11 protein-coding genes are annotated in these 13,478 nt (G+C 40.4%); 6 read left to right on the forward strand and 5 right to left on the reverse strand.

What is annotated here, in order from left to right; all coding sequences use genetic code 11:
* Nucleotides 1–194: 194 nt before the first annotated feature.
* The 3 genes from ACW6QP_RS14160 (at nucleotide 195) to ACW6QP_RS14170 (ending at nucleotide 6,154) form a co-directional block, all read left to right on the forward strand.
* The gene (locus ACW6QP_RS14160) at nucleotides 195–578 is read left to right on the forward strand and encodes a hypothetical protein (RefSeq protein WP_457911525.1); all 384 of its coding nucleotides are present in this window, start codon (nucleotides 195–197) and stop codon (nucleotides 576–578) included.
* A 78-nt stretch (nucleotides 579–656) separates the two neighbouring features.
* Nucleotides 657–4,988 (forward strand): CusA/CzcA family heavy metal efflux RND transporter, encoded by a 4,332-nt coding sequence (locus tag ACW6QP_RS14165; protein ID WP_457911526.1) that lies wholly within the window; start codon nucleotides 657–659, stop codon nucleotides 4,986–4,988.
* 2 nt (nucleotides 4,989–4,990) lie between these two features.
* Nucleotides 4,991–6,154 carry an efflux RND transporter periplasmic adaptor subunit gene (locus ACW6QP_RS14170; protein WP_457911527.1) on the forward strand — a complete coding sequence of 388 codons (1,164 nt, stop codon included), beginning with the start codon at nucleotides 4,991–4,993 and terminating at the stop codon, nucleotides 6,152–6,154.
* A 280-nt stretch (nucleotides 6,155–6,434) separates the two neighbouring features.
* On the opposite strand, the gene ACW6QP_RS14175 is transcribed toward ACW6QP_RS14170, so the two are convergent.
* From ACW6QP_RS14175 to ACW6QP_RS14195, 5 genes are all read right to left on the reverse strand, one after another.
* Nucleotides 6,435–6,665, reverse strand: coding sequence for a hypothetical protein (locus tag ACW6QP_RS14175; RefSeq protein ID WP_457911528.1), 231 nt, complete (start codon nucleotides 6,663–6,665; stop codon nucleotides 6,435–6,437).
* Nucleotides 6,666–6,956: 291 nt separating this feature from the next.
* Nucleotides 6,957–7,724: an anti-sigma factor gene (locus ACW6QP_RS14180; RefSeq protein WP_457911529.1), complete on the reverse strand. Its 768-nt coding sequence runs from the start codon at nucleotides 7,722–7,724 to the stop codon at nucleotides 6,957–6,959.
* Entirely contained in the window at nucleotides 7,717–8,232 is a 516-nt protein-coding gene (locus ACW6QP_RS14185) for an RNA polymerase sigma factor (RefSeq protein ID WP_457911530.1), read from the reverse strand. The genes ACW6QP_RS14180 and ACW6QP_RS14185 overlap by 8 nt, the downstream gene beginning before the upstream one ends.
* Nucleotides 8,233–8,337: 105 nt before the next feature.
* Nucleotides 8,338–9,177: a ferritin-like domain-containing protein gene (locus tag ACW6QP_RS14190; protein WP_457911531.1), complete on the reverse strand. Its 840-nt coding sequence runs from the start codon at nucleotides 9,175–9,177 to the stop codon at nucleotides 8,338–8,340.
* Nucleotides 9,178–9,187: 10 nt separating this feature from the next.
* Entirely contained in the window at nucleotides 9,188–9,931 is a 744-nt protein-coding gene (locus tag ACW6QP_RS14195) for a ferritin-like domain-containing protein (protein ID WP_457911532.1), read from the reverse strand.
* Between the two features lie 473 nt (nucleotides 9,932–10,404).
* Here ACW6QP_RS14195 and ACW6QP_RS14200 point away from each other — a divergent pair, with 473 nt between their 5' ends.
* From ACW6QP_RS14200 to ACW6QP_RS14210, 3 genes are all read left to right on the forward strand, one after another.
* A complete protein-coding gene (locus ACW6QP_RS14200) occupies nucleotides 10,405–10,911 on the forward strand; it encodes a hypothetical protein (protein ID WP_457911533.1) in 507 nt (168 codons plus the stop codon).
* Nucleotides 10,912–11,482: 571 nt separating this feature from the next.
* Nucleotides 11,483–12,397 (forward strand): restriction endonuclease, encoded by a 915-nt coding sequence (locus ACW6QP_RS14205; protein ID WP_457911534.1) that lies wholly within the window; start codon nucleotides 11,483–11,485, stop codon nucleotides 12,395–12,397.
* Nucleotides 12,398–12,579: 182 nt separating this feature from the next.
* Nucleotides 12,580–13,377: a DUF2726 domain-containing protein gene (locus ACW6QP_RS14210; RefSeq protein ID WP_457911535.1), complete on the forward strand. Its 798-nt coding sequence runs from the start codon at nucleotides 12,580–12,582 to the stop codon at nucleotides 13,375–13,377.
* Nucleotides 13,378–13,478: the final 101 nt, after the last annotated feature.

Below are 13,478 nucleotides of genomic sequence, written 5' to 3' on the forward strand. Positions count from 1 at the left end.
AATAACATTGTAAAACTGCCTAAAGCACGAATAAAAAAAGACCGTCTAAAAATAGCTTTTAAGACGGCCTCTTTTTTAATGGTATTTTAGTGAGATTCGACTTAGGCTTGGGGAGCCTTGCAAACCCCAATGTTGATGTTGTTCCCTAAATTAGAAGTTATCTGTAAGAGCATTTTTGTTAACTTTGCTTCAAGATGAAATTTTTTGGCAGTTTATTTCTTTCCCTACTAATTTTCCTACCCTCGCTGGGCTCTGGAATAGATTGGTGTTGTGAACTTCCGAAAGTAGATAATTTACTGGAGCATTTTCAGAAGCACAATCAAGAGGAAGGTATAAGTTTTCTGCAGTTTCTGGATAAGCATTACGGCACTACCCCTAATGACGATGGCGATAATCACGAAGACCTTCCCTTCCACGGAAATCACAGCTGCAACCACATTCACCTGGTAATTACCACGCCAGAATTCACTTATTTTTTCTCTCCCATACCTCAGGTTTCAGAATCTCCTTCTTTTTATAGTCTGGAGCCAAAATCTGAATTTTCCTACTCTATTTTTCAGCCGCCCCGGCAGGTTTAACAATTCAATTTTTTATGCCATCACTGCCCACCGGGCAAAGACAGGCCTATTCGTTTTGTTAAATCTAAATCATTCTAAATGTTAGATAAAATCATTGATTTTTCAATCAATAATAAATTTATCATTGGGCTGGGTACCATCGTTCTTATTGGGTTAGGAATTTGGAGTATGACCCAGGTGCCCTTTGATGCCCAACCCGATATTACCAATAACCAGGTACAGGTGATCACTCAGGCGCCTAATTTAAGCACCACCGATATTGAACAATTCGTAACCTACCCCGTAGAGGTTTCGATGAGTAACCTGCCTGGCGTACAGGAAATAAGGTCAATTTCGAGATTCGGCCTTTCGGTTGTTACCATTGTTTTCAATGATGACCTGGAAACCTATTTGCCGCGCCAACTCGTGGCCGAGAAGCTATCAGAGGTGGAGTCGGAAATTCCTCAGGGTTTTGGCACCCCATCAATGGGGCCCATCTCTACAGGATTGGGAGAAATCTACCAGTACACCCTCGAAGTAGATAAAGCCTATAAACACAAATACGATCTCACCGAATTGCGCAGCATTCAGGATTGGATAGTTAAACGTCAACTGGCAATGGTGCCGGGAGTTGTTGAAGTTAACGGGGTTGGGGGAAATATCAAGCAATACGAAATAGCCGTGAAGCCCGATGAATTAAAGGCGATGGGAATTAGCATTGCTGAAATCTTCAATGCCCTTGAAAAAAACAATCAGAATACCGGGGGTGCTTATATTGAGCGCAATCACCAGGCTAATTTCATTAGGGGTGAAGGTTTGGCCAGGTCGAAAGAAGATCTGGAAAATATCGTCGTTAAGAATTCAGAAGGAATTCCCATAAGCATAAAAGATGTGGCCCGGGTAAATATAGGCTCGGCAGTTCGCTATGGAGCTCTCACCAAAAACGGAGAAGGCGAAGCCGTGGGTGGAATGATCATGATGCTTAAAGGAGCCAATTCGAATGAGGTGATAAGCCACGTCAAAGAACGCATCGATGAAATGCAAAAATCTCTGCCAGAGGGAGTTCATATAAATCCCTTTTTAGATCGCAGCCGACTCATAAAAGACACCACGAGCACCATTGCTGAAAACCTTATTTTAGGTGGTCTCATTGTGATTTTTGTGCTGGTAATTTTATTGGGCAATTGGCGCGGCGGCCTTATTGTGGCTTCCACCATCCCACTGTCGCTGCTTTTTGCCTTTATTATGATGAATTTTTTCGGGGTATGGGCCAATCTTATGAGCCTGGGAGCTATAGACTTCGGAATCATCGTAGATGGGGCAGTGATCATCGTAGAAAGCACCGTATTCCTAATTCATCAAAGAATCAGGAAAAAACAGATTTTTCACGAGAAAACTATGGATGAGATCGCTTCGACTTCAGCCAAAAAAATGATGAACTCGGCATTTTTTGGCCAGTTCATTATTCTTATCGTGTTTCTGCCTATTCTGGCTTTGGAAGGCGTGGAAGGTAAAATGTTCAAACCAATGGCCCTCACCTTTATTTTCGCGATGATGGGTGCCATGTTACTTTGCCTTACCTATGTGCCCATGATTTCTTCGCTCTTTCTCAAACCCATTGGAAATGATAAAAAATCGAAAGGCGACCAATTTATTGTCTGGCTGGAGAAAAAATATCATCCCACTCTTGATTTCAGCTTGCGAAATTCGAAACTGGTAATCGGGATTACATTATTGATGTTTGGTCTTGCAATTTTCCTGTTCACCCGTATGGGCGGCGAGTTTGTACCTCAGCTCGATGAAGGAGATATCGCATTTCACATCATCTTAAAACCCGGAAGTTCCCTTGAGGAAGGTATAAAAACTTCTACCAGAATCGAAGGCATTTTGCTGGATGAATTCCCTGAAATTCTTCAGATCGTAACAAAATTCGGGGTTTCAGATGTGCCTACAGATCCTATGCCTATGGATATGGGCGATAGTTTTGTGATTCTAAAGCCCAAAAGCGAATGGGAAAGCGCTGAAACCAAGGAGGAACTCATTGAAAAAATCAGAAACCGAATCTCGCATATTCCCGGGGTTTCTTATGAGTTTTCTCAACCGGTAGAAATGCGTTTCAATGAATTGCTTACCGGGGTTCGCGAAGATGTGGCCGTAAAACTCTATGGCGAAGACCTGGAGGTGCTGGCCGTTAAAGCAGAAGAAATAGGCAAGATCATTTCTGGAATTGAAGGGGTTGCCGATTTAAAAGTTGAAGCCACCGCAGGCTTACCGCAGATCACCATAAATTATAACAGAAATAAATTAGCGCAATATGGCCTGCATATCTCTGAATTAAACAACCTCATTGAAACTGCCTTTGCCGGCGGAAAAGCAGGGGTGATTTTTGAAGGGGAGCGAAAATTTGATCTGGTAGTTCGCCTGGAGGAATCGGAAAGAAGGAATATTGATAATCTTAGAAATCTATATGTAAACCTGGAATCTGGCGCGCAAATCCCTCTTAGAGAAGTGGCTGATATAAGTTTTAAACCCGGCCCCATGCAAATAAGCCGCGATAACACAAATCGCCGCACCTATGTGGGGATAAACATTCGAAATCGCGATGTGAAATCGGTGGTAGAAGACATACAAACCCGCCTGGATGCTCAACTGGAATTACCTGCGGGCTATTACATTCGTTACGGCGGGGCCTTTGAAAACCTGGAACGGGCCAGTAAACGGTTAAAAATCGTGGTGCCCATAGCCCTTATTTTAATCTTTATTCTCATCTATTTCGCCCTCAAATCTTTTAAACAAACCGCGATGATCTATATGGCGATTCCTATGGCGGCCATAGGTGGGGTTTTTGCCCTCTGGCTGCGCGATATGCCGTTTAGCATATCGGCCGGGGTTGGTTTTATCGTATTATTTGGGGTGGCGGTGCTCAATGGCCTGGTATTGATTAGCAGTCTTAATGAATTAAAGGAAGAAGGAGAAACCAATTTAAGAAACAGAATTTTCAGAGGTTCCAAACGCAGGATTAGGCCCATCCTGCTTACCGCACTAACCGATGTACTGGGGTTTTTACCGATGGCCGTTTCGGCTTCTGCCGGGGCCGAGGTGCAGCGGCCTTTAGCCACAGTAGTAATTGGGGGAATGATCTCCTCTACCCTGCTCACCTTAATTATTTTACCAATTTTATATCAATGGATGGAAACACGATCGGGGCAACAGCTCAAACCTAAGTCTGGTTTTGCCGTTTTCGCACTTATATTTTTTCTGGCAATTCCACTAAATGCCCAGGATAACAGTCCCGATAAAGGGCTAAGTCAGGAGCAGGCGGTACAAATGGCATTAGAAAATTATAAAGCTATTGAAATTCGGAAACTGCAAATAGAGCAGGCCGAGTCTTTGAAAAAAACCGCCTGGGACCTGGGGAATACCCAAATCTTTACCGCAGGGGAAGAGATTAGCCGGGACCGCGGGGTATATACCCCAATCGGGTTTCAACAGCAGAATATCGCGGTTTTCAGTGTATCTCCCGCACTTCAGCTTCAGAAGAAAAAAATCGAATACCAAAAAATGTTGCTGGAATTGTCGCAAATGGAACTAACCCGGGAAGTAGAGAGATCCTGGTCTGAAGTTTTTATCGCGCAAAGACGCCTGAAGCGATTGCAAAAACTCGATTCGGTTTACGGGGAATTTGAGCGGGCGATAGATCTAAGATTTGAAACTGAAGCCATTTCTGAACTCGAAGCCATAACCGCACGAAATAAGTCGAGGCAGGTTCAAACCAGGCTGCGCGAGGCCGAAGCCGATTTAAAAAATGCCCTGTCCAGATTTAATCTTTGGCTGGGCAGCGGGCAAAACTATACGGCCGAAGAAAAGCTGGAAATTTCAGCAGCTGTTTTAATTCATTTGGAAGATTCAGCAGAGATAACTCATCCCCGCCTTAGCCTAAGCGAATTGCAAACCGGGATCGCCGAGAAAGAATGGAAGGCGGCAAAATCCAGATTGCTTCCGCAGCTCAACCTGCAATATGGCTTCCAGGAAATTAACGGGGAGTCGGGTTATTACAGTTACCAGGCCGGGATTTCTCTGCCCGTTTTTTCCGGAAAAACCTACGGCGAAAACCAGGCTGCAAAAATTGAACGCAGCATTGCAGACCACCAGGCTCAACTCACCGAACAAAATTTTAAAGCCGAATTTAAGCAGGCCGTTGAAAATTTCAGGAAATGGCAAACCTCCTGGAGTTTCTATGAAGAGGAGGCTTTAAAGGTTTCTGAAAAACAACAGCGCGGGGCTTTGCTGGCCTTTAAAGAAGGAGCAATGGAGTATACCGGGTTTATTCAAATTCTGGATAATGTGATTGAAACCGAGTTAAATGCCCTTGAAGTTCTTGAAAATTACTTAAAAGCTCTCGCAGAGCTGAAATTTTACCTAAATAACTAAACATGAAAAATTATATATCCCTCCTCCTCGCTTTTTTCCTAATTCTTGGCAGCTGCAAAAATTCTGAAAAAACAGAAGAAAAGAATACGACAGAAATTCCGGGAGATCCCACTGAAGCGATGCTAACCCGAAAGCAGTTTGAGGACCTTAACATGAAGGTAGATAGTCTTCAAAAAAGAAACATCAATGCCTTTGTAGAAACCAATGGAATACTGGAAGTCCCCCCTCAAAATAAGGCAAGTGTGAGTGCCGTGATTGGCGGAAATATTAGCTCGATTAAAGTAATTAAGGGAGATATTGTGAAAAAAGGCGAGGTACTGGCCTATATCTCCCACCCCGATATCATCAACCTGCAAACCGATTATTTGAACGCAGTTAATGAACTGAAGTTTCAGGAGCAGGAATTTGCCAGGCAAAAAAGATTATATGAAGAAGGTGTGGGCTCTGGCGCCAGCTACCAAAAGGTAGAGGCCTCGATCAATACGGCTAAAAGCAAACTGGCAGGTTTAAAATCCAATCTCCGGCTATTGAATATAAATCCCGCCAGCTTATCGGCCGAAAATGTACAGCGAGATATTCCTATTCTAAGTCCCATTTCTGGAACCGTAGAAGAGATCAACGCCAACACGGGAGCTTATGTGGCCGCGCAGGCAGCGCTTTTCGAGATCGTAAATACCGAACATATACATATAGAATTTACAATTTTCGAAAAGGAAATTTCGCAGATTAAGGTAGGCCAGGAAATAGAATTTACGGTAGAATCAAATCCCGGTTCACAGTTACAGGCGAAGGTGATTTCTATAGGAAAAACCTTCAGGCAGCAGCCCAAGGCTGTTCATATTCACGCTGAAATTATTGAGGAGCCCGGGAATTTAATTCCTGGAATGTATGTGCGTGGCAGGATATTTTTAGGAGAATTGGAATTTTATGCCCTGCCCGAAGATGCAATTTTTGAAAAAGAAGATATACATTATGCCTTCACCGCCGAACCTGAAGGGGACGACTGGAGTTTTAAGCCTGTAAAGATTGAAATAGGACAAAGCGTAGACGGCTGGGTACCTGTTTATCCAACAGAAGAAATTCAAAAAGCTACGTTATTCGCATATAATAACGCCTATTATCTCGATGCTGAAATGAATAAAGGAGAAGGAGATCACGGGCACTAGGCTATTATGGAGGAACAGGCAACGCAAAATTCCTGAAAAATTCCAGGCCCGGTTACAAAAAGAAATCTTTGTAAGTTCGAGTAGCTCTTCATAAGCGTCAGCGTTGGAAGGGCGTATCGAGAACAACTATCTAAGATATAATCCCGAAGGTTTTCGGGACTGGCTGAATGCCGGGCCGCTCGAAGGGACAGTTGCGGGCCACTGGAAGTACCTCCTTTTCAGTTCGGTTAGAGCTTCATAAGCGATAGCGTTTGAAGGTCATATCGGGACCGACCAAAGCTTACTGAATCTTCTTTCTCTTCATTTTCTCAAAGTTATAATTAGCGAGTTTTATCAATCTCCCCTTTTCATTTTCGGTTTTGGACACCGGTTTATCGTCCTTAGCGGATTTATATGTTTTTCTATAATTCCTGAAAATGACAATCGCCAGTATGAACACCACAAATAACATCATCCCAAAAATCATTAAAACGATATTATAAATCTCCACCAAATCCATTACTACAAACATTACTGTTATTGTTGTGGTACAAAAAAAGCCCGTTTACCAAATCAAAGTAAAACGGACCTACCTATACCTAATTAAGCGGGGAAAGTAAGTTTTAAATCAGCAGCAGACTACCAATAAAAGATTAAAGTTTCATTTATTTTACATCAGGTCAGATATTTAAGAAGTTGCAGGTTTCCGGCCTCAGTTTCAGGGCTTTGTTGAAAATATAAGGCAGTAATTACCCAGGAAATTCAGGCTTTATTAGAAAGGTTTCCCTTCAGAAAAAGAAAAATTCGATCTATGAAGCCCGGTTTAACTTTCTATAGCTCCTAAAACGTAGAGTTGATCTAAATTTGGAACCGCACTTCCTCCGGCAGGTTCAAGCGTAATCCCGAAACCTTCGCTTTCAGACCTCGCATTGAGGTAGAAAATCTTTTCGGCATTGGCGGCAAAGTCTTCCAACAGCCCCATACTGATTGGAGTTAAAGGATCAAATTGTAGGGACCATACCTGGTACACCATACCTTCAGGCGGTTCCGGAAGTTCTTTGGCATCTAATATCAGCTGATTTTTTTCAGAAGAGATATAGCCAACGGCATAAGCCTGGGGGGCTACCTGCTGCGGCTCTAATTTTACCCTCTTAATGTCCCGCGATCGCAGGTCGACTAATAAAGTTCGGGTTTTATCCAGGTCGTTTCTGGCGCTTATTATTTGCTGTTCTAAAACTCTGTTTTCTTCATTTAAATCGGTGATCGAATTTTCCAGCTGTCGGTTCTGGTAAAATAAGATAGAAGAGAAAACGATTAAAAACAAGGCCGCTATAGAGGCAACCCAGCTATAGATTTTATAATTTCTAAATTGATCCTTTTGTTTTAATATTGGTCTTAAACCTGCGGTATCTTTCGGGTAATAATCGGCAGATAATCGCATCACCGCACGCTCTATCTCCTCCACTTCTTTAAGCAATTCGGGATGTTGCTGAAGCATTTCACTAACTTCCCTGCTTTGCTCTACAGATAAAAGTCCATAAACATACAGTTCAAGTATCCCTGAATCCTTATATTTTTGTAGACTATCCATTTAACTGAGATCTAATCTGGTTAATACAATTCCTGTTTTTGGTTTTTAGGGTTCCCAGGGGCATTTCTAGTTTTTCTGCACTTTCCCGTTGAGTTAAACCCTTAAAGAACAATAATTCAATAATTTTTCGGCATACCGGGGTAAGTATATCTATATACTTTTGCAGCCCTATACTATCGTGATTTACCTGAGCCTGAGCTTCAAAAATATGATGTATTTCAGACAGGGAAATATGTGGTTCAGAATTTCTGGATCGCAATTCATCTATTGCCTTATTACGGGCTATATTCAAAATCCAGGTGAAAAACCTACCCTTTTTTGGATCATAAGTATCTGCTTTCTCCCAGATTTTCAGAAATACATCCTGCAGCAATTCCTGCGATATTTTCTCATCCTGAGTAATGCTGAAAATTATTCCCATTAAACTCTGGGAGTAAAGATCATAGATTTTAGCAAAAGCCTTTTCATCGCCATTTTGTAAACGTATGATGAGTAAATCTGGCTGCATAGAGGTTAGGTTATTGGTTAAATTTAGGCAAACAAATGCTTGGTAAACAAGAAAAATCGCCAAAAACTTCTGGCGATCTTTCTGCTAACCAACAAACAATCTGAATTAAGAGACGATAAAAAGTGAAGCTATGGCCGTGGCGGTTTCGCCATCCATTGGCTCATCATAGGCCTGGGAGACAGCGATAGCGTCAAACTCGGTGGCCTGTTCCAGGTTTACCCCGCCCTGGGTTAAATTTTCCTCTCCGTCATAAACGGCCTGGGTAGCTTCAGGCATTCCGGGGCCGCGTTGGTTAAGCGTGATCCAACCCAGCGCGCTTTGGTCGGTATTGGCATTTAACACATCGGCACGTAGCCTGCGAATTTCAGCCGCATGTCTCGCCTCTACCGAGTGTATCTGCAAAGCAGGGGTTAAAAACGGAGTTCCCATAAGATTCCCGGCCTGCCCCTTGTAGGCTCTTACACCGGTATCTTCAAAGGCCTGGGCCAGCGCCAGAATCTGAGCATAGGCAACTTCCTGCCCGGCTCCATTTTCATTAAAAGGATCAAAAGCTCCTCCCGCGGTAAAATCGAATTGAGGCGATTCGATAGAGTTTTCGCCTAAGCCGTCCTGCAGGAAAGTAACGTGAGCCGATTCGTGTTTCGAAATTTGCTCATATACCGCCTCTGCTCTTGCGCCTTGCAGCACGCCCGAGTCGAGGGCTTTGATATAAAATTCGGCTTCCAGGTATTCAAGAGTTAGGGCGAGTTGCAGGGCTCCAATTGCAGCATTTTGATCCTGCACTATGGCTGCCCGGGATTTGGTAGTGCCCAATCCGAAGGGAATAGCAACCAAAGCGGCCTTTTTCCCAAGATTTCCAAACGTATTAAAAACATCTCTTCTCGAGGAAGTCTTTTTCAATAATTTATCGGTAGTGAATTCTTCTATAAAATTTATAATATTCATAATCCTGGTTTTAAGAAGTTGGTAATTGGTTTGCAGTAAACTGAGTTTTGATAAAGCCGGTATCTCCTACTGCTGAAAGAATTTCTGAAGGGCTCATCGCCAAATCGAGGCCGTTGGCATCTATGATATCATCGCCGGCAAAGGATTTTAGGTCATCATCGAAAATGGAACGAATCGCCGAGGCGTGTCTGGCCTCGACTGAAACAATTTTCCCTGCGATGATCAGATAATCGGGTGTTTGCAATAACTGTCCCGCTCCATTATATGCGGCAACCCCGGTATCCTCCAAAGTTTTCGCGGTTTGCAGAACCGAACTTCTACTGCTGAAGTCTACTGAAGAAAAATCGAATTCAAGTTCGGGCAAAACCTTTGAGGTATCCCCGTTTACGGCTCCGGTTATCGCTGCTTTAAAAAATTCGCGGTGTATAGCCTCGTGTTTATACAGATCTTCCAAAACCAGCCTTTCTTCGGCGCTGGCGTTCATCCAATACGAACCATCCAAAACGTTCCGATAAAATGCGGCCTCGAGTTGTTCGAGGGCATAAGCATAATTTAGTATCCCCAGATCGCCACTGCCCAGGTCGAAGACTTCGCCCGGGGGCATTAGCATATCATCATCGTCATCGCTACAGGATAACATCAAACTGGTTCCAACCATAGCAAGGCTTCCTATCTTTAGAAAATTCCTTCTCGAATTGGAAATTTTAAGGTTTTTGTTCGGAAGCTTCTCATCCGTTAAAATCTCTCGTTTCATACTTTTAAGATTAATTGGTTTAAGATACTTACGAGAGAAAAGGCCTGCCGGTTTTCCAATAAAGGTTAAATTGAAGTTAAAGATATTTAAACAACAGGCTCCTGATACCTATCGGAGGGGAAACCCGAGTTCGAATCCCAACCTTGAATTTTGAATATTGAACCCTGAATTTTTAAACCGGCAACACTTAACAGGAAGCATCCCGCAACACGAAACCCGCAACACGAAACACGAAACACGAACAACCTTGAATTTTTGAACCTTAAATCCTGAATTTTAGAAATAAGCTAGTTGAAAGAATTTTCAAGGATTTCCTACAGATTTTCAATAGAATTCCTATATTGTTAAAAATTTAACAGGCAGGATCAAAATGAAATCGATGCTGCTGTGACGGACTTCCCTACAATGCCGTCTTTTTAATAAGCACAAGCCCATTTCTGCGTGACAGAGCAAGGAATTAATTCCATCAACCTATGATTTTATTCAACTTCAAAGAATTAGAAAAACTTCTGATAAGCGGAAGGCTTTCTGACAGGCTCACTTTCAAATATCTGTTTGTGAATCTTATCATTTTAAACCTTGTGGGTTATCTGCCTTATGAATCCGACAGACCCTGGTGGAGTATACTGATGCATATTTCGATTAGTCTGGTGGCGATAATTTGGGGAGTGAGAAAAACTTTTGAAATCAACCATGATGGCGACAACAGCGATTACTTTAGAAGGTATATTTCAATCTCCTTTGTAGCGGGAGTGCACACTTTGGTTTTTGGCTTCCTTATAGTACTGGTATTAACTATTATTGAGAAAATAGTGGCGCATTTTATAAGCGATTCAATTTTGCATTTATACCTGGAATCCTCAAACCTGCTGGGTTTTACCTTATTAAATATCATATACTACTATATTTTAATTGAATTCTTTAAACGGGTGAATTCCGGGAATGAAGAGGGATCAATGGCGGAAGCCGTCAATGCATAGTCACTTTTGAAGGCTTAGGTATGAGTTAGGGTTTGACGGAGCGGAATTATTTGAAGTTTTAAAAAGGGTTAAGGTGAGGAACCTGGTTTTTATACCGGGTAAAATATAGGTAAAGAGATATAAAAAAGATTATAAAAGGAGTTGGCTTTAATGCCAGACAAGGCAAAAAAATATTAATAAATAATAAATTAAAAGCAGAAAAAGATGAATTATTTGGTTATCGAATTATCTGGGAGAACATGGATGATTCTTGGAGGTTTATCAACAATCATAATTATTTTAATCGCTGTTTGGTTAGCAAAACTCTATAACAAGAAAAAAAATGGTTAAAAAAAACGGATAATTTCTATGTAATAACTGACCTGAGCATCGATTACTGATTGGAAAAAGCACTAAAAACCAACAACATTTAAAAACAATGCTTAACCTGGCCTTGATTCGAAACATTGTGCTTGCTTGCTTAGCGGATTGTCCTTTCCCCTTCGCTAAAGCAACGGGGAACGAGACGGACAATCACGCGCGCCAGTTCGCACTGTTTTTATACGGGACTTTGTGGATAATCTTTTATTAAGTGAAGAAGAAAACAGGAAAAAAATTCGAGAAGTTAGCTGAGTCAATATTTCAAAAATTGGTTAAAAATCCAGAGTTTGAAAAAGTTGAACACAATGTTATGCTTGACGGTTCTGATGGAAAAAGACAAATTGATGTTTTAGTAAGAAGTGAAACTTGCGGATTAAATCTGACTACTGTAATTGAATGTAAAGATTATAATAAGAAAATTCCAGTTTCCGTTATTGATGGGTTTCATTCAAAATTAATGGATGTCAAGGCTAATAAAGGAATTATAATTTCAAGAAAAGGTTTTTCCTCAAAGACAATTTCAAAAGCTAAAAGACTGGGGATAACGCTATGTACTGCTGATGAAACAGAGGATGAAAATTGGAAATCGATAATTGACTTACCAGTAATTTTAGAAGAATTACATTTAATTGATTTCAATATAAATCTTAAATATAGTAGTGCTTTCGAGACGAAAATAAATATTGATAGCGTTCTACAAATCAATGGAATAAATTTAGTAGAACTTGTAAAAGAAAAATGGAGAAAAGATAAATTTGAAGAAGCTTATGACATCAAATCAAACACATTTAAGTTTCCTGAACTTCAAGAACCATTCTCTTCAAAAACTATAGAAAATAAAGAATTTCCAATTTTATCTGTAGATATAACTTCTAAGATCAGAAGAGATCTTTTCTTAACTACTACTTCAAAATTGAAGAACACTCAAATTTTAGATAATATAACTGATGGGAAAAAGCATATTTTTATAGATGTTAATTCCGTGACAGATAAAAATTTACAAGTTCGAAGAATAACAAGAGGTCATTTAAAGAATTTCCCTAACTGGCCGATGATAAGATTATTACCACATTTAGATATTACAAAGGAAAATTTCCAATATGTAGAAGCCGAGGAAAAAGATTAATCACAACAACATTTCATCGCCAATAAACGCCACCGTTAATAAGAAAATAATTAATTTGACCAGCAACAAAATACTAAGCCGACAACTCCGAGTCCCTTACTCCGCCAACTGGCGATAACCGAAACCGTTAGCTTGCATAATATCAGAAAATCGTGACTACAACAGAAAATTGTCTGAATTATTTGAAAGATCAAAAATGGATGGAATTAAATAAAGTTTTGTCCAGTGAAGAAAACTGTAAAGAATTATCTTCCGATCCCATTTTCCAAGTATTTCAAAAATATCTTGTTGAGGAAGTTAAAAGACACGAAAACGAAAGTAATCAGAAATTTACTTTAGTCTTAGCTAGAATTCTTCAAATAAATCAAAAAGAGAATTCAATTTTAAAATTAACTGATGAATGTATTCAAAATATCGCTGAATATTTATTTGAACAAACTAACCAGGAACATTATGCCAAGTTATTGCCTAATAACGAAGCTGCTAAATCCTTTCTTAAGCAAAAACACAAAGACAGAAAAGAACAAAGTGAAAAGGCAGTTTTAGCAAGTAATTTAGGTGTCAAAATTGGTTCTAATGGGGAACTTGATTTTTCCAAATCTATCTTTAATTCTCCTCAAGAAGAAGAATTGTATTTAGCAGCTAAAAACGTTTTGAAAAATGTATTATTATTACCTAATATAGCTTTGAGTACTATAATCAATTCCAAAATCACTGAGTTAATAGATGGTAGAGAAACAAGATTTTTTTATGCTTCGACTATAGACTTATGTATTGTAGACCAAGAAACTTATAAACCTACTTTTTATATAGAATTAGATAGTAGTTGGCACGATAAACCTCGACAAGTTGAAAAGGACAAATTAAAAGATAAAATTTTTGAAACTGCTGGTTTCAACTTACACAGGATTAGAAAGAAAAATAATAGACCAATGAAAGAGGTATTTGAACTATACCTAAATAAATATTACGCAAGCTAACTACGGTTAATCGTCAATAGACGGCACCGTTAGAAAGAAAATAATTAATTTGACCAACAGACCAATACTAAGCCGACATCCCGATAGCTATCGGGACGCGT

Source organism: Salegentibacter haimaensis (assembly GCF_054121495.1).

Bases quoted from the DNA above. Each gene is read 5' to 3' on its own strand.
- ACW6QP_RS14160 (WP_457911525.1), top strand. From the start codon at position 195: ATGAAATTTTTTGGCAGTTTATTTCTTTCCCTACTAATTTTCCTACCC.
- ACW6QP_RS14165 (WP_457911526.1), top strand. From the start codon at position 657: ATGTTAGATAAAATCATTGATTTTTCAATCAATAATAAATTTATCATT.
- ACW6QP_RS14170 (WP_457911527.1), top strand. From the start codon at position 4,991: ATGAAAAATTATATATCCCTCCTCCTCGCTTTTTTCCTAATTCTTGGC.
- ACW6QP_RS14175 (WP_457911528.1), bottom strand. From the start codon at position 6,665: ATGTTTGTAGTAATGGATTTGGTGGAGATTTATAATATCGTTTTAATG.
- ACW6QP_RS14180 (WP_457911529.1), bottom strand. From the start codon at position 7,724: ATGGATAGTCTACAAAAATATAAGGATTCAGGGATACTTGAACTGTAT.
- ACW6QP_RS14185 (WP_457911530.1), bottom strand. From the start codon at position 8,232: ATGCAGCCAGATTTACTCATCATACGTTTACAAAATGGCGATGAAAAG.
- ACW6QP_RS14190 (WP_457911531.1), bottom strand. From the start codon at position 9,177: ATGAATATTATAAATTTTATAGAAGAATTCACTACCGATAAATTATTG.
- ACW6QP_RS14195 (WP_457911532.1), bottom strand. From the start codon at position 9,931: ATGAAACGAGAGATTTTAACGGATGAGAAGCTTCCGAACAAAAACCTT.
- ACW6QP_RS14200 (WP_457911533.1), top strand. From the start codon at position 10,405: ATGATTTTATTCAACTTCAAAGAATTAGAAAAACTTCTGATAAGCGGA.